The sequence below is a fragment of the Pantoea sp. sgz302252 genome, from assembly GCF_047713085.1.
GTDB lineage: Bacteria > Pseudomonadota > Gammaproteobacteria > Enterobacterales > Enterobacteriaceae > Scandinavium.
In genome coordinates this window covers 145,160-161,672 of the sequence record NZ_JBLFJW010000005.1, presented here as the reverse complement: position 1 = coordinate 161,672, position 16,513 = coordinate 145,160, and the positions used below count along the sequence as shown (strand labels likewise).

11 protein-coding genes and 1 CRISPR repeat array (1 of these 12 only partly in view) are annotated in these 16,513 nt (G+C 53.7%); all 11 genes read right to left on the bottom strand.

Annotated elements, in window-relative coordinates; all coding sequences use genetic code 11:
• Positions 1-2,488: direct repeats of the CRISPR family, unit length 29 nt; unit sequence CGGTTTATCCCCGCTCACGCGGGGAACAC; it reaches 2,360 nt to the left of the window's first position.
• 93 nt (positions 2,489-2,581) lie between these two features.
• Complete coding sequence (gene cas2e, locus ACLW56_RS05905; protein WP_330982877.1) at positions 2,582-2,866, bottom strand: type I-E CRISPR-associated endoribonuclease Cas2e; 285 nt, start codon at positions 2,864-2,866, stop codon at positions 2,582-2,584.
• A gap of 2 nt (positions 2,867-2,868) precedes the next feature.
• The gene (cas1e, locus tag ACLW56_RS05900) at positions 2,869-3,786 is read right to left on the bottom strand and encodes a type I-E CRISPR-associated endonuclease Cas1e (RefSeq protein WP_330982876.1); all 918 of its coding nucleotides are present in this window, start codon (positions 3,784-3,786) and stop codon (positions 2,869-2,871) included.
• Positions 3,786-4,487 (bottom strand): type I-E CRISPR-associated protein Cas6/Cse3/CasE, encoded by a 702-nt coding sequence (gene cas6e / locus ACLW56_RS05895; protein ID WP_330982875.1) that lies wholly within the window; start codon positions 4,485-4,487, stop codon positions 3,786-3,788. Before cas6e ends, cas1e begins: the two co-directional genes overlap by 1 nt.
• A complete protein-coding gene (cas5e, locus tag ACLW56_RS05890; RefSeq protein WP_330982874.1) occupies positions 4,487-5,212 on the bottom strand; it encodes a type I-E CRISPR-associated protein Cas5/CasD in 726 nt (241 codons plus the stop codon). Before cas5e ends, cas6e begins: the two co-directional genes overlap by 1 nt.
• A 9-nt stretch (positions 5,213-5,221) precedes the next feature.
• Complete coding sequence (cas7e, locus tag ACLW56_RS05885; protein ID WP_330982873.1) at positions 5,222-6,280, bottom strand: type I-E CRISPR-associated protein Cas7/Cse4/CasC; 1,059 nt, start codon at positions 6,278-6,280, stop codon at positions 5,222-5,224.
• 25 nt (positions 6,281-6,305) lie between these two features.
• Positions 6,306-6,902, bottom strand: a complete 597-nt coding sequence (gene casB, locus ACLW56_RS05880) for a type I-E CRISPR-associated protein Cse2/CasB (protein ID WP_330982872.1) — start codon at positions 6,900-6,902, stop codon at positions 6,306-6,308.
• The gene (gene casA / locus ACLW56_RS05875; RefSeq protein ID WP_330982871.1) at positions 6,895-8,454 is read right to left on the bottom strand and encodes a type I-E CRISPR-associated protein Cse1/CasA; all 1,560 of its coding nucleotides are present in this window, start codon (positions 8,452-8,454) and stop codon (positions 6,895-6,897) included. Before casA ends, casB begins: the two co-directional genes overlap by 8 nt.
• A gap of 423 nt (positions 8,455-8,877) precedes the next feature.
• Entirely contained in the window at positions 8,878-11,571 is a 2,694-nt protein-coding gene (gene cas3, locus ACLW56_RS05870; protein ID WP_330982870.1) for a CRISPR-associated helicase Cas3', read from the bottom strand.
• Positions 11,572-11,968: 397 nt separating this feature from the next.
• Positions 11,969-12,703 carry a phosphoadenosine phosphosulfate reductase gene (cysH, locus tag ACLW56_RS05865; protein WP_330982869.1) on the bottom strand — a complete coding sequence of 245 codons (735 nt, stop codon included), beginning with the start codon at positions 12,701-12,703 and terminating at the stop codon, positions 11,969-11,971.
• Between the two features lie 100 nt (positions 12,704-12,803).
• Entirely contained in the window at positions 12,804-14,516 is a 1,713-nt protein-coding gene (cysI, locus tag ACLW56_RS05860) for an assimilatory sulfite reductase (NADPH) hemoprotein subunit (protein WP_330982868.1), read from the bottom strand.
• Positions 14,516-16,321 (bottom strand): NADPH-dependent assimilatory sulfite reductase flavoprotein subunit, encoded by a 1,806-nt coding sequence (gene cysJ, locus ACLW56_RS05855; RefSeq protein ID WP_330982867.1) that lies wholly within the window; start codon positions 16,319-16,321, stop codon positions 14,516-14,518. Before cysJ ends, cysI begins: the two co-directional genes overlap by 1 nt.
• Positions 16,322-16,513: the final 192 nt, after the last annotated feature.

Here is a 16,513-nt window from a genome sequence, read left to right as displayed (position 1 = left end):
TCTGTTCCCGTCTGAACCCGGTTTATCCCCGCTCACGCGGGGAACACAGCCGGGGATCCTCTCCAGTGGGCGAATGTAATCGGTTTATCCCCGCTCACGCGGGGAACACAGCGCCTAAAACAGCTAGCTAAATTTAATCTACGGTTTATCCCCGCTCACGCGGGGAACACCCAACGTATTCTGTGCCTGGCTATATCGATCACGGTTTATCCCCGCTCACGCGGGGAACACCCTGCTCACTGTACGTTATTCGCTGCTCTAGGCGGTTTATCCCCGCTCACGCGGGGAACACGCCCCCCTCTCTTCGCCCAACCTGTCAAGCTGCGGTTTATCCCCGCTCACGCGGGGAACACACAGGGGCATATAACATAAAACTGTTATAAGACGGTTTATCCCCGCTCACGCGGGGAACACTGTTCTTTGATGGCGTGCAGGCGTTCTGCCAGCGGTTTATCCCCGCTCACGCGGGGAACACTGCTTCGTTAATTGTCTCGGTCCAGCAAATAGCGGTTTATCCCCGCTCACGCGGGGAACACTGCTGTTTCTACTGGCATTATTTCGCTCGCCCCGGTTTATCCCCGCTCACGCGGGGAACACCCCTGAGCATCTTTCTCCAGATCAGCAATGCGCGGTTTATCCCCGCTCACGCGGGGAACACTGCTGTTTCTACTGGCATTATTTCGCTCGCCCCGGTTTATCCCCGCTCACGCGGGGAACACAATTCATTTCAGGCGTTGCATTGGCATTTCTGCGGTTTATCCCCGCTCACGCGGGGAACACCGTGCGATTGGTGCGATGTAAAGCCGGACTCGCGGTTTATCCCCGCTCACGCGGGGAACACAGTTTCATATTGTGCGGCCACTGGACCACGGCCGGTTTATCCCCGCTCACGCGGGGAACACAGCATCAGCAGCCTGTTATCAAACGCCACCAGCGGTTTATCCCCGCTCACGCGGGGAACACGCGCCCGGTCCGGAGTAGTTTCCGCCGTAATGCGGTTTATCCCCGCTCACGCGGGGAACACAGATTCTTTCCGCTTGACTTGTCAAAAAATATCGGTTTATCCCCGCTCACGCGGGGAACACATTGCTCACGAGGAGAACGCGGCGAAGGCCATCGGTTTATCCCCGCTCACGCGGGGAACACGCTATGGAGAAACCATGAATACTCTGTTTTTTCGGTTTATCCCCGCTCACGCGGGGAACACAATCGTTTTAAGTTAGTGGCGTAGAATCCACCCGGTTTATCCCCGCTCACGCGGGGAACACGGAAATTTGGCGGCGTTCGGCGTATCTGGAGGCGGTTTATCCCCGCTCACGCGGGGAACACCCCAGGTGACAGGTCATAGATCCTTGAATGTTCGGTTTATCCCCGCTCACGCGGGGAACACAATACCACGCTGGTAAAGTACGGAAAACTAGGCGGTTTATCCCCGCTCACGCGGGGAACACTTACCGTCCGTTGTTACTGCTGCATCGCCATGCGGTTTATCCCCGCTCACGCGGGGAACACCGGCGACTCCGTCACCTGAGATTGTGGCGCCTCGGTTTATCCCCGCTCACGCGGGGAACACTGGTGGCTTGCTTGGTGCGTATTAATCCTCTGCGGTTTATCCCCGCTCACGCGGGGAACACTGTTCGACTGCTCATAGATGAAGTTAAGTAGACGGTTTATCCCCGCTCACGCGGGGAACACCGCTCAGCCTGCATATGAAGACCTCGTGATCGCGGTTTATCCCCGCTGACGCGGGGAACACTCCTGTTTGGCAGACGTCCGCGTCAGATGCGTCGGTTTATCCCCGCTGACGCGGGGAACACCCGGGGAACGCCGCAAGGGCCGTTGAATTAGGCGGTTTATCCCCGCTGACGCGGGGAACACGCGCGGCAGCACAAACGTAATAGACCAAAACGCGGTTTATCCCCGCTGACGCGGGGAACACTGTTCAAACAGACCCGGGATTGGTGCCACTTTCGGTTTATCCCCGCTGACGCGGGGAACACTATGTACGTAAATTCTGCTGATTGTTGCGCCTCGGTTTATCCCCGCTGACGCGGGGAACACTCCCCCTCCTGCCCAGCCTGTTTGAATGCGGCCGGTTTATCCCCGCTGACGCGGGGAACACTGACCCTGCAGCGCGTTAATCAGCGCCTGTGCCGGTTTATCCCCGCTCACGCGGGGAACACGCCTGATAGAGCGCCTCAAAGTCGGCGTGCGCCGGTTTATCCCCGCTCACGCGGGGAACACGCTGCGAACTGCCGGCGGATTTCCTGCTCACGCGGTTTATCCCCGCTCACGCGGGGAACACCAGCACAGATATTCATCGTGCGGATCAACATCCGGTTTATCCCCGCTGGCGCGGGGAACACAGCTTGCCCGCAGTCACGTAGGAGGTCAGTTTCGGTTTATCCCCGCTGGCGCGGGGAACACCGTACAGCAACCACCAAGCCTCTAATAACTCGCGGTTTATCCCCGCTGGCGCGGGGAACACTCTAAAAATAGATCATTGAATTAAAAGGAAATTACCCATGGAAATATTCCCACCAAAGAATATCAATTTTTTAAAGAGCCTAACCTGTTGATTTTAAACAGGCAGAAAGGAAACTAACCTGAGCCCATCGAGATCTACCGGCATGCGTCGATTTTCTCCCCAGGTCTGAAACTCAAACCCTGATTCAGTATTGGTTGCCCATGCCATCACCACATTCCCCTCCTCCGCAAACGTCAGGATCTGTTGCCAGATCATCTCTCGGGTTTTGTGTGAGGTATCACCGACATAAACCCCTGCACGAACTTCAAGCAACCAGACCGCCAATCTGCCGCGCAGGCGGTGAGGTACATTTTCAGTAACAACAACCAGCATCGCCATAATTACTGACTCCTGTGTCCGGTATCACCCAGAGAAACCGGTAATGGAATAGCGATCGGCTGCGCATCCGCCGGGGGTGGTGGAGGGGTAATGTCTCCGGCAGCGAGAACGTCCTCAATAAGCGGGATCAATTTTGCCAGCGTCTTACCGCTTCTGAAAATATCCCGACAGGCGATCCTCACTTCCCGGTCTGGCTCTGAAGGCTCCTGACGGGCGATTTCAAACGCCTTAGGTACAACCGTGTCAAACTTGATAATGTCGGCAATGTCGTAAACAAAGGACAGCGGTTTTCCTGTATGCACAAAACCGATGGCCGGGGCATATCCCGCCGCCAGTACCGCCGCTTCGGTCACACCGTAAAGGCATGACGTCGCTGCACTTATACACTGATTGACCGTATCGCCCTTTTCCCAGTCTTTCGGGTCATAACGACGACCGTTCCACTTTACGCCATACTGTTTTGCCAACAGAGCATATGTCGCCCGCACACGGCTGCCTTCAATACCACGGAGCTGATCGACAGAACGCCTTGTTGGCGCAGGTTCACCAAAGCGCAGTTCAAACATTTTACGCACCACTTTCAGACGCAAATCATCGTCCAGCGCCAGTTTGGCCTGATAGAGCAGTTTGTCCGAACGCGCCCCGCCAGGCTGGCCCGAGGCATATAAACGTACTCCGGCCTCCCCCACCCAAACCAATAACGTTCCCACGGTTGCCGCCAGACGAACCGCAGCGTGAGAAACTCGCGTACCCGGTTCGAGCATGATACAGGCGACCGACCCCACCGGGATGTGGGTTCGCACACCTGTTTTGTCGATAAGCACAAATGCACTGTCTATAACGTCTATCTGCCCATATTGCAGGAAAATCATTGAAATACGGTCTTTCAATGGAATGGGATTAAGGGGAAGCCAGGCCATTACGTCCTCCGTTTGACCATCAACAGACCGCAGCCCAGCGCTTTACTTTTTCCAAGCCCGGTAAACAACGCCCGTTCAAATGCGACAGGATCCGTAACCCGCAGCGTTCCGGCAAAATCAACGCTACTGAACACAATGGGCTTTTCGCCCTCTTTGCGCGCAAAACGATGCTGCGTATAGGCTGTGACGCAAGTTTTTGCAGGCTCCATGGCGTCATCATCCCCCGCCCAGGATGCGAACGAGTCACTGTCAGGGAAAACGGGGGTGAAACCATGTTGCTGTCCCTGCATTGTCAGCCAGTGCTGCGCCGCCTCCTGCTGAAGCGCCCACCATTTTGGTTGCGGTATCCCCTGCACTTTCGCCTGATATTTGGCATCCATCATGACGTCGCTGCGCTTGCCGTTTCGCGTGACAACAGGATTAGCGCGTAGCTGGAAATCGAGTAATGCCCCTTTCCCCAGCTGCGGTTTAAACGGCCGGGTTTCTATCTGAAAAAGGTTATGTTCAATGAGTGGAGGTGTTGCCGACAGCACAAAGAAACCGCCTTTCAGCTCCTGGCGAAACAGAAAATGGCGCGTTTGCAATTCAGGAAATAGCTGCCACAGCCACTGATGGCTGGCATAAGGCGCGGCGGCATCCCATTTTGCCAGCATCTCTGGGCGAAGCTGATTAAAACGGAGTTGAATACGTGACAGATACATTATTCGCCTCCCTGTAATGGCCCGCTAAAGCGCAGATAACTACCAAACTGCCAGCGCTGTCGGCTCAAAGGCTGGTTATTGCTGCGCAGCTTTTGTTGCCATTTCAGGCTGTTTTCCTGCGGATCGTCCCAATAGCAAACGCCGCTTTGCGAAAGAAAGCCTTGCAGCTCCACCGGACGCAACGTCTTTGCCGCACTCTGCAATACCTGCTTTACATCACCGCTTAACAGACGCGGCGATAGCGGCAAGGCCAGTGGGCAGGACTTTCTGCCGAGATAGAGCGGGAAATGCGGTGTGAGTAACGCTTGTTGCAAATCGGCAAGCGAATAAGGCGCATTGGGCTTTGCCGAAACGGCGACGTGCCAGTAGGCGTCGCAGCGATACTCCCGCTGTGAAATCAACGTACTCACTTCATCCGGGGCAAGACAAAGTTCTTCCCGACGGGTGTGGTAATGATATTTTTTGTTTTCCCGGGGCATGCTGACCGTGTGATAGTCCCGCAACCAGCGATCCTGAGACGCCAGGGCATGCACCGTGAAAAAGTAGCCGTCATGAAAAGCGGCTAAACGTTGCTCTTCGTCACGGCGGATCCCAACGGCTGCGGCAAGCAGGCCGAGCAACGCTGAGCGTGTCGGCACTGTCGCCGAATGCCGCACTTCGCCGACGGCCTCTTCCCCCCATGATGCCAGCGGCGAGTAGAGCTGAAAAATCAGGTAATCCTTCATTGCCCGTCCTTACTGGCGCACAAAAGCCAGCAACGCTTCCAGTGAACCTTCCCCTTTCTCCACGTTAAATGACTGGTGTGCGTCAGCGCATTTGCCATATACCGTGTCGAAGTTGTCGCGCTGCGCTTCCAGCCGCGCAATCGCCGCCTGAATCTGGTGGCTTTCGCGAATCGGCTGGAAGAACGCCGCGGCCAGAGAACGCGGCTGCTGCTGACCGATCTCCGCCAGTGCATAAGATGCGTAAGCGCGGGAGGCAAAGCTGTTTTGCTTGCCCGTAGGCGCAACCGTCAGCGCAGTGTGGGTCAGCGCCGCGATCGTGCGTTTTGCCAGCGCTTCATCACCGCCAAGGTTTTCCACCAGCAGGCAGCGGTTAATGCACAGATAGGTGTAAAATAGCGCAGAAGCAAAACCCTGTTCCCCCATATGCGCGGAACCCGCGTCCTCTTCTTTATTATTCAGATCGTCGACAGCCGTAAAAAAGTCTGATTCAACGGTGACGGCGCTAACCCCAAGCGCATGAGAAACCTGACAGGCCGCCTCCACGTTAAACTCCGGCGAAGAAGCCAGCATGCGGCCAAACATCGCCATATCCACGGCGTGCTGCTCTTTACGCAGCAGTTTGACTTCTTCCTCTGTTGGTACCCGGTTTTCGTTAATCAGTGTGGCGACCAACGCCTGAATCAACGCGATTTCGTGATTACTGATATGCACGATTTGCTCGGTTTCCAGATTTTTTTCTACCGGCGCTTTTTTGTCACTCTTCACTTTCCCGAAATGGCCCGCGATAGCGTCTGCTGCACTTTTTGCCGTGTCTTTGTCGATGCCCGCGGTTGTCATCGGCTTATACACATAGTCAAGACCGATTCGGCGAGTACGCTTACCGATGTTTTCATCCACCGCCTCATAAAAAGCGTCTGAAACACGCCATGCACGCTTGAGACTTTGCGAAGAGACACGCAGGCGCTCCACGCCCCCCATAAACGCCGTTTTTGGGCGGCCGGATTCGTCACGGTTAAGGTTGGCAGGCGCATAAGCGGTCAGAAAATGAAGCTGAACAAATGTCGTCATAATGAGATCCTTTTTAAATAACGAGTTAGCGCGAAGTAGAGAGATATTCATTGACCCAGCGAACGTTGCTGCGTTCAAAGGGGTTGCTGGATTCAGGCAGATTGGCCTCACGGTCGGCCCACTCTTTCATCCAGATAAAGAGGCTGTCGGCAAGCCAGATAATATTGCAGCCTTCCTTGTCGCGGATCCTGACCGCCTGAATCAGCAGGCGGCAAAAATCGTCAGGCTGACGGGCTTTTAACATCCGCTCAAAGCGCAGCGAAGAGACGCAGGACGTGCTACCGTTACGCTTTTCACCAAGCTGGGCGGCAAAGCTGCGGTCAGCGTTATCACGTTTAATATGCACAGCGACGCTGACAAACAATGACAGCGCCATTTTGTCCACTTCGCTGAGCGTCATCTTTTCCGCCACACGGCGAGTCAATGCGTTATAGCCTTCACAGAGCATGACGCCATACGGCGCTTCTGCCCGTTTGAGCTCCGCACGCCAGGCACGGCCATTAACTTTTTGGTTATCAAGAGAAGAGTAGCGCTCAGATAAAATGCTGAACCACTCAAAAAAAATATCCTGAACTTCCGGCGTGGTCAGTCTTAACAGGGCATCGGTTTTGCTGTTAATCATGGCGGGTTTCCTTATCTTCCTCTGCGCTCATGAGTAATTCCTTGCGCGCCTTGAGTTTGCTGTAATCACTCTCCAGCACGCGACGGGCGTCGAGCTGGCGCATGAGAATTTTGTCGGGGCAATCCGCATTCGTGAGGATCTGACGGTCGAATGCGGTAATCACATAATGATGCAGCTCGCTGTCCCACAGGCGAAGCGCCTTGCGGGTCTTTTGCTCAGCACAATGAGGATCGGCTGTCAGTGCCGCCACTAACCGACGAAAAGCCGGTTCAGTTTCCTGCCAGAAAGCAATCTCCCGCATGCTGAAATCCACTTTTGCCTCTGAAGGCGCATCAAACATGGCGCTTTTCAGCGCTTTTTTCAGCACAAAGAGAGCATCAGATGCCGTGGAAATCACACTCGTCATCACGCCATTGAAAAGTTCAGGGACGGAGGTGTTAATCATGGGGATACGATGCTGATACCAGCAGCGGGCCTTGGCATTATCCATGTCATAGGCAAAACACCACAGGTGCGTGTCGCTGACTCTGCTCGCGGCCCTGACCACTTTTGCAGGCTGCGTTTTGTTATAGTTATCTTCGCTGTCCCACAGCAGGCCCATCCAGTCTTTATAACTTAGCCCGCCAGGTTGCCCTTTTAGCGCCAGCCAGGGCGCGGACGGATCTTTCAGCGCCGCCCGATAGGGTGAAAACGGATGCCGCCAACTGTCATACTGAACGCCATAGTTTTTGCCGCGCATTTGTATCAGCAGATTGTCGTGTGTCTCGCCGCAGAGCGAGCAACGCCCGGGCTCGGTTGACGAAAAATCCAGTTCAATGCGACGTGGCATGCCCCAATAAGCCTGAAGAGGATGGGCGTTGTCCGGCGTTACACTGTTGCCCGGTTTTTCGCTGGTTCTGGTCGCCGCAAGCCATGGGAAAATCAGCGGTAGCTGTGCAGTTGTGAGGGCCGTCTCCTGCACTAACACGTTAAGCCACAGCTTCTTCCACAGCGGAACCGAGGCTTCATCCTGCGGGACAACCAGCGTAGTCAACGGCCCACCGCCGCGCATACCGACCCGAAATCCCGCACCGCCTGCGGGTGAGTTAGTCTGAACGGTAAACAGCGCCATGACGGCGCAATGAGGGCAGATCCTGTCCGTATTGCCACGCTTAACAAAATGATCTTTATTCAGCTTGAGGGCGTTCCCGCCTGGTGCGTCAATCAGCAGCCCGCTGACAGGACCAGCCTCACAGTCCAGTGCATCGAAACTCTGCAAAAACGAGGGTTTCTGTTCGCCAAACTGCAGCGCAGAGGAAATAACGCCCAGCGCCTTTTTCCACTGCGATTCGTCTATCCCCTTCTTCCATACACTCTTCCACTCTCCCCTGTCTTCCGGTGCGACCGTGCATTGCATGATGCCGATAAGCATCTGCCAGGCTGCGCCCTGAAAATCGGCACGGGGATAGGCAGCATCAACAATGTTGTCAGCCAGTAGTTCAGAAAGAGAGATTTTGATTTGCTCACCCGATGTGAGCGTAACGGGCAGCCATCTTTCCGTGATCAAATCCATTCAATTCACTCCTGTAGGGCTGGCCCATCTGGGCCAGCCAAACGTTATAGACGCTTTAAGCCAGACAGAAGAAATGCAAATAACATGATCATTTCTGGCTGATTAAGCACAAAAGAAATCGTCATAAAAGATACCTTTCAGTAGCTGGTAACCTGGACGTTTTAGATCGCAGTTACTTATACAGATTCAGTACGGAATCTCCTCTTCCGGGGCTCCTTTACTGATAAATCGGCCCTTCCTTGGTCAACTATGCAACAGCCACTAATGAAACACAATAATCAAATTAAGTAGGAAAGTGCTTTTAGAAAAAAATTAAGTTCATTATTCTTTATCAAGAATTCTGCTACAATTTTCATGTTCCTTATGATCATAGGGATGAACCGTAGGAAAGTGCTTTTCAGTTCCCCGCGTCAGCGGGGATAATCACCCAGTCAACCCAAAGCGCTTGCTGTAATACGCCGCTTCCCCTTGTTCTGACACCAACACCACCTGCGCCGTAGGGCGATGCTGCTGTTTACGAAACAGCGCCAGTTGCTCTTCTTCCGGCTGTTCAAGCTGTGCCTGATGTTTGCGCCACCAGGATTCCCGTAACGAAATCCGGCTTTTCTCCCAGCGAAAATCGCCTTCGCGAACGATGGGCTGCAATATTCCGTCACCATCTGGCCACGCCAGATAGACATCGAGACTGGGTTCGCCCAGACGCGTTGAAAACTCCCGATCTTCACTCCACAAGAAATCGCTGGCCTCGCGGTCATAGCCCTTATTTCGGCTGAGCAAATTTTGTGCGGCCACCGAACGGCGGGATAAATCCTGACCAAACGCCAGATCGGAAACTGTTTGTAATCCTGCTGGCGCAGCAATTTTCTGCTCATAGACGCCGTCGACCAGCGTTCTTGCCCCTTCCGGCATACGGATTTCTCCCACCTGACGCAGCAGCGCCTGAGTGCGCCACAAACAGCCGTGATCGGGGTAGATATAGCCTGTTCCCTTCAGCGCTTTGGCATACTCTTCAGGGTGAGCATCTTCCTGCCATTGCGGACCATAAAGATGCAATACCGGCGGCTGACGTTCGTCGGGAAGCTGAGATTTGGGGTTGCCTTCAGCATCGCGAATATGACGTTGCAACCGCCCGGCACGCTGGATAAGCAGATCGATGGGCGCGAGATCGGAAATCATCCAGTCGAAATCTACATCAAGCGATTGCTCCACCACCTGAGTGGCGATCAGCACTTTGCCTTTGCGCGACACAGGAGGAGCATCTTTACCAAACCAGTTGAGGGTTTTCTCTTCTATTGCCAGACGATCGGCAAAGGCAAAACGGCTGTGAAACAACAAAATATCGGCTGCCGGAAGCGTCCCGGCCGCGAGCAGCTGCTGATAGATGTCCAGCGCTTCATCTACCGTGTTACGGATCCAGCAAATACACTGACCCGCAGCGACGGCCTGATGAATTAACGCCATGGCGTCAGAAGGCTCGACAAGGGCATTCACCGCTACCGTGCGCTGAACCTCGGGTCTGGTAGGAAGTGGTTGCTCATATAGCCCAGCGGCACTGAGATGACTTAACCAGGGGTAATCGGCTTCATCGGGCGTTTGAGGGGGAAAACCTGCGCCATCGTTAAAAGCAGCAAGCAGTTTTTCCCGTAATGAAGCCGGCAACGTTGCACTGAGGATAATTGCGCTACCGCCCTGAGCCGCATGAAAATGGAGCAATCCTTCCAGCAGCCTGACCATGTAGCTATCGTAGGCATGGACTTCGTCCAGCAGCAGCACTTTGTCACGCATGCCCAGTAAACGCAGTGACTGATGACGAAAAGGCATGACCGCCATCAGGAGCTGATCGAGTGTGCCCACGCCCATTTCAGCGAGTAACGCTTTTTTGCGCGAATCGGCATACCAGGCGTGGCACTGACCGGAGGCAGTGGCCTCGCTGGCGGAATAGGGTTGCGCATCAGTCGCTGACGGTTGCCAGATGGATTGACGAAAGGCCTCTGACATTTCCCGGCCGCTGTGTGCCAGAATCAACGAGGGCTGTGATTCCTCACTGAACAATTGTCGATACGCTTTCTGCAGCCGCTGGTACATCGCATTGGCGGTCGCCATCCCCGGCAAACCGACATACAGCCCCTGTCCTTTTCCCGCAGATAACAGCCGATGCGCGAGGATTAACGCGGCTTCCGTTTTCCCCGCACCGGTGACATCTTCCAGGATAATCAACTGAGGACCCGGCGAGGAGATATCCAGGGTCGTCGCACGTTGCTGAAGAGGCGTTAGCTGACGAATGAATGGAAACAGTGTCTGATAACCTGAATAGGGATTGGGTTCCGAGGGGGAAGGAATAGCTGATAGCGCACGTTGCGCCCTTTCACAGGCAAGAGGCCAGTATTCTGGCAATGGCATTGGCGTACTGACGACAGGAAATAGCGTTTGATCCGATCCCATCCAGTCGCATAACGTCATCAGCCCGGCAAAAAACCAGCTTTGCTGACGGATATTTTTCCTTCCGTTTTTATCTTTCCACTGTGCCGGTATTTTTATTGGAAATAACTGACTCAGGTCTTCCATGAAATGTTCCGCCGCCGCAATATCATCATCACAAAATGCCAGGGGTATTTTTTTATTGCTGTTATCGGGAGGTAATCCGTGGTGCCCTGTGCTGACTGACATCCAGGAATGCAATGCGTCTTCATACTCATCGCGTTCTTCAGGAGGGATATCAGGAAGAATATTATTCTTTCCCGCCAACCAGCCACGGTATAATTTTTGCCATAAATACATTCCCAGCGAATCGTGACGAGCAAAAGCATTTACCCCATTGACCGGAGGCACTAAAGGTGAGTCAGTGAATTCCACCAGTCGCTGAAAGCCTCGCGCAAATTTTCCGATATCATGCGTAGCAAACAGCCAGGCAATCCATACAGGAATTTCGTCATCACCTAAACCACATTCATATAATGAATTTTTTGCGCAATATATATTCCGCTCAACAATCAAATATCCACAAGCAGCGACATCAAGACAATGATATGCCAGTAAATGCCAGTCTCTACTTTCCTGTAAAGAGGAATCACTGGTTTTCCCCCAGTAACAAAGGTAATCAGGTACATCGCCGATCATTATTGATATCCGTGGAGTTTTAAACGCAGAAAATGATACTCCACCGCACAAGAAACAAGCTCATCGCATTTACAATTTTACGATTTGGATCAAATTGATGAGAATTAATCAAACCAACCTTGTAAAAGATCTCCCCAGTTCGCATAACAAATACATCATATATGATGGATATTTTCACCCCATCTGAACAATTAATAATTCATAACATTTAATTACATTCATCTATAAATAAGAAGTAAAAATTAAAGAGCTGATATGATTATTGAACGTATTTTTTCTACGGCATCTCGTCATTCGGGAAGAGGGAGGAAGGGGAAATCGCTTTATCTGCTTTGCCCTACTGACGTGGAGAACACATTAAAAAGGCGAAGCAAACGCTCCGCCTGAAAAAAGTTACTTACCCTTCGTGCAGCCCGCATTCGCGTTTTAAGCCAAAGAAACGAGTTTCTTCTTCGGCCATGCCAGGTTCCCATTTTTTAGTGGTGTGCGTATCGCCCACAGACAAATAGCCCTGATCCCAGAGCGGATGGTATTTCAGGCCATGCTTTTGCAGGTACTGGTACACCGTGCGGTTGTCCCAGTCGATAATCGGCAGCACTTTGAAAACTTCACGCTGCACAGCCAGTACCGGAAGCGTGGCGCGGCTGCCGGATTGTTCACGGCGCAGACCAGCAAACCAGGTTTGCGCTTTCAACTCTTTCAGCGCCCGGTTCATCGGTTCGACTTTGTTGATGTCATTGTATTTCTCAATGCCTTCAACGCCCTGCTCCCACAGCTTACCGTAACGCGCTTCCTGCCACGCCGGACTCTGCTCGGCACGATAAATCTTCAGGTTCAGCTTCAGCTTGTCGGTCAGCTCATCGATAAACTGATAAGTCTCCGGGAATAAATAGCCGGTATCGGTAAGGATAACCGGAATACCCGGGCTGACCTGATTAACCAGATGCAGACTCACCGCCGCCTGAATCCCAAAGCTTGAAGAGAGCACATACTCGCCGGGCAGATTTTCCAGCGCCCAGGCAACGCGTTCTTCGGCGCTAAGCTTTTCCAGTTGAGCGTTGGTTTCCGCCAGTTGCAGCACGCGGTCAACTTTCGGCAGTTCGTTTAAGGCGTTCAGATTGAGTAATGACATGGTTACCTCTCAAGCCTGATGATGCCGGGCGGCACTGCGTTTGCCCGGCCTACGTGCTTTGTAGGCCGGATAAGCGTTAGCGCCATCCGGCGTTATCACGTTATTCCCAGAAATCGCGAGCCGGATCGAGCACAGGACGCACAATCCCTGCACGCACGGTGAAATCGCCGAAGCCTTCATTAGCTTCACGTTCTTTCGCCCAGCGGCCTACCAGCTCGTCCACGGAATCCAGAATCTCAGACTCGGTGATGTTCTCTCGGTACATACGCGGAATGCGTGTGCCCATGCGGTTGCCGCCCAGGTGCAGGTTGTAGCGACCTGGCGCTTTGCCTACCAAGCCTAACTCTGCCAACAGCGCACGGCCACAGCCATTCGGGCAGCCGGTTACACGCAGAACTATGTGCTCTTCGCCCACGCCGTGACGTTCCATGACCGCTTCCACTTTGTCGATAAACGATGGCAGGAAACGCTCAGCTTCGGCCATGGCCAGTGGGCAGGTTGGGAAAGCCACACAGGCCATTGAGTTTTCACGCTGCGGCTTCACTGCGTTCATTAACCCATGCTCTTGCGCGAGTTTTTCAATCTTCGCTTTCTGGCTTTCCGGCACGCCGGCAATAATCAGGTTCTGGTTCGCGGTCAGGCGGAAATCGCCTTTGTGGATCTTTGCTATCTCCAGCAGACCGGTTTTCAGCGGACGGCCCGGATAATCCAGAATACGGCCGTTCTCGATGAACAACGTCAGGTGCCATTTGCTGTCGATGCCTTTGACCCAGCCGATGCGATCGCCGCGTCCGGTAAATTCATACGGGCGAATCGGGGCGAAGGTCATGCCTGCGCGACGTTCTACTTCCGCTTTGAACACATCTACACCGACGCGCTCAAGGGTGTATTTGGTTTTGGCATTTTTACGATCGGTACGGTTGCCCCAGTCACGCTGCGTGGTGACCACCGCTTCCGCCACGGCAAGCGTGTGTTCCAGCGGCAGGAAACCAAATTCGCTCGCCGTGCGGGCATACGTTTTCTTATTACCGTGATCGATAGATAACCCGCCGCCCACCAGCAGGTTGAAGCCTACCAGTTTGCCGTTCTCGGCGACCGCGACAAAGTTCATGTCGTTGGCATGCAAATCCACATCGTTCTGCGGAGGGATCACAACCGTCGTTTTAAACTTACGCGGCAGATAGGTTTCGCCCAGGATCGGCTCTTCGTCGGTTGTCGCCACTTTTTCCTGATCGTGCCAGATCTCTGCATAGGCGCGAGTGCGTGGCAGCAGATGCTCAGAGAGCTTCTTCGCCCACTCGTACGCTTCGGCGTGCAGTTCAGACTCCACCGGGTTCGAGGTACAAAGCACATTACGGTTCACGTCATTCGCGGTGGCCAGCGCGTCCAGGCCAACTTCATGCAGCATCTGGTGCGCAGGTTTAACGTTCTTTTTCAGAATGCCGTGGAACTGGAACGTCTGACGGTTGGTCAGGCGAATGCTGCCGTAGATCGTGTTGTTCTCAGCAAATTTATCGATCGCCTGCCACTGTTTGGTGGTGATAATCCCGCCCGGCAAACGGCAGCGCAGCATCATGGCATGACGTGGTTCGAGTTTTTGCTCTGCACGCTCAGCGCGAATATCACGGTCATCCTGCTGGTACATGCCGTGGAAACGGATCAGCAGGAAGTTATCGCCATTGAAGCCGCCGGTCAGGCCGTCATGCAAATCTTCCGCGATGGTTCCGCGCAGATAATTGCTCTCTTTTTTCAGACGTTCAGCGTCTGACAGCTTGCCTTCGACCACTAAAGGGCCTGGGTGTTTTTCGCTCATTAGTAGACATCTCGCTGATAACGGCGCTCTACGCGCAGCTCACTTAAATAATCGTCTGCCGCTTCGGCGTCCATCGCACCAAATTCAGCAATCACTTCCAGTAACGCCTGCTCGACATCTTTCGCCATGCGATTAGCGTCGCCACAGACATAAATGTGGGCACCGTCATTGATCCAGCGCCACAGCTCTGCGCCCTGTTCGCGCAGTTTGTCTTGTACGTAGATTTTTTCTTTTTGATCTCTGGACCAGGCCAGAGAGATGTTGCTCAGCACGCCGTCTTTGACCAGACGCTGCCATTCCACCTGATACAGGAAGTCGTCGGTGAAATGCGGGTTGCCGAAGAACAACCAGTTTTTTCCTTCCGCGCCGTCTGCGGCACGCTGCTGCATGAACGCACGGAACGGTGCAATCCCGGTGCCAGGGCCAATCATGATGACCGGCGTTTGCGGGTTCGCTGGCAAACGGAAGTTATCGTTATGCTCGATGAACACGCGCACTTCGCCGTCTTCTTCCACGCGATCGGCGAGGAAGCTGGAAGCACCACCTGTACGCGCACGGCCTTCGATGTCGTAACGCACAACGCCGACGGTCACGTGAACTTCGGTTTCCACTTCAGCCTGAGAAGAGGCGATGGAATAAAGGCGTGGCGTCAGCGGGCGCAGTAAATCCACCAACGCTTGTGCATCCAGCTGTGCCGGTGAGAAACGCACCATATCCACAATCGGCGTCGTCGCGGCGTAGTGCTGCAATTTCGCCTTATCGCCCACCAGTGGCAACAATGATTCGCTGCGGGTCAGCGTGGCGTAATTTTCCACGATATTGCCGGTGTTGACCGTCAATTCGAGATGCCATTCCAGCGCTTCACTCAGCGGCATTGCTTTATCGTGAACGGTGACGGATTCGGTGCCTTTCAGCCACAGCAGTTCGACCAGTTCCTGAACCAGCGCGGCATCATTCTGATACCAGACGCCCAGCGCATCGCCTGGCTGATAACGCAGACCTGAGTCGGCCAGATCGATTTCGATGTGACGCACGTCTTTTTCGGAATCACGGCCGGTGATTTTTTGATTCACAGAAAGCGTCGCGGTCAGCGGTGCTTCTTTGGTGTACGGGCTGGAGTGAACTTCATTCACCACGCCTGCTGCCGTCAGTGCAGCCTGAGCAGACGTCTCTTTTGGCGCACGCGCTTTCAGCACATCAACAATGCGTTCGCGCCATTCTGCCGCCGCCGTCTGGTATTCAACGTCGGTATCTACGCGATCCAACAGGCGTTCTGCGCCCAGTTCAGCCAGTTTGCTGTCGAAGTCTTTGCCGGACTGACAGAAGAATTCATAGGACGTATCGCCGAGACCAAAAACCGCAAATGCGGTGCCGTTCAGTTTCGGTGCTTTTTTCGAGAACAGGAACTTATGCAACGCAACGGCTTCTTCCGGCGGCTCACCTTCGCCCTGAGTCGACGTCACCACCACCAGCAGTTTTTCCTGAGCGATTTGTTTGAATTTGTAGTCGCCCGCATTCACCAGCTTGACGTTAAGTTTGGCCGCCAGCAAATCATCGCGAAGCTGTTCTGCCACGCGGCGAGCATTGCCGGTTTGTGAAGCAGAAATCAGCGTGATAGCCGGCGCTTCAACCGCCGCAGGCGTTGCCGCCACGGTTGCGCCGGGCTGCTGATTCAGCATGCCCCAGAAATAGCCGGAGACCCACGCAAGCTGCGTCGGTGAAAGATCGGTCGTGGCCGCCTGCAGGCGTGCCAGTTGCTCCGGGTTTAACGGTAGCAAAGCGGAAGGTGGGGCCTGTGTCGTCATGCGTTGTTATGTTCCAGTAGCAGAGCCAATTTTTAGCGTAATAACTCAAGTAACAGTAAGGTTAACGGCAGGAATAATAACAATTAAAGAAGGGTTGGAAATAATAAATAACCAAATGGACTAACCTGTTTTAGCTATCAGCTTTATCGGCAAAACTGGTTAATTATCTCTATGATATTTCTCTGTTTTTCA

Excerpts from the sequence above, each read along its gene's own strand:
- cas2e (WP_330982877.1), bottom strand. The coding sequence starts at position 2,866 with ATGGCGATGCTGGTTGTTGTTACTGAAAATGTACCTCACCGCCTGCGC.
- cas1e (WP_330982876.1), bottom strand. The coding sequence starts at position 3,786 with ATGGCCTGGCTTCCCCTTAATCCCATTCCATTGAAAGACCGTATTTCA.
- cas6e (WP_330982875.1), bottom strand. The coding sequence starts at position 4,487 with ATGTATCTGTCACGTATTCAACTCCGTTTTAATCAGCTTCGCCCAGAG.
- cas5e (WP_330982874.1), bottom strand. The coding sequence starts at position 5,212 with ATGAAGGATTACCTGATTTTTCAGCTCTACTCGCCGCTGGCATCATGG.
- cas7e (WP_330982873.1), bottom strand. The coding sequence starts at position 6,280 with ATGACGACATTTGTTCAGCTTCATTTTCTGACCGCTTATGCGCCTGCC.
- casB (WP_330982872.1), bottom strand. The coding sequence starts at position 6,902 with ATGATTAACAGCAAAACCGATGCCCTGTTAAGACTGACCACGCCGGAA.
- casA (WP_330982871.1), bottom strand. The coding sequence starts at position 8,454 with ATGGATTTGATCACGGAAAGATGGCTGCCCGTTACGCTCACATCGGGT.
- cas3 (WP_330982870.1), bottom strand. The coding sequence starts at position 11,571 with ATGATCGGCGATGTACCTGATTACCTTTGTTACTGGGGGAAAACCAGT.
- cysH (WP_330982869.1), bottom strand. The coding sequence starts at position 12,703 with ATGTCATTACTCAATCTGAACGCCTTAAACGAACTGCCGAAAGTTGAC.
- cysI (WP_330982868.1), bottom strand. The coding sequence starts at position 14,516 with ATGAGCGAAAAACACCCAGGCCCTTTAGTGGTCGAAGGCAAGCTGTCA.
- cysJ (WP_330982867.1), bottom strand. The coding sequence starts at position 16,321 with ATGACGACACAGGCCCCACCTTCCGCTTTGCTACCGTTAAACCCGGAG.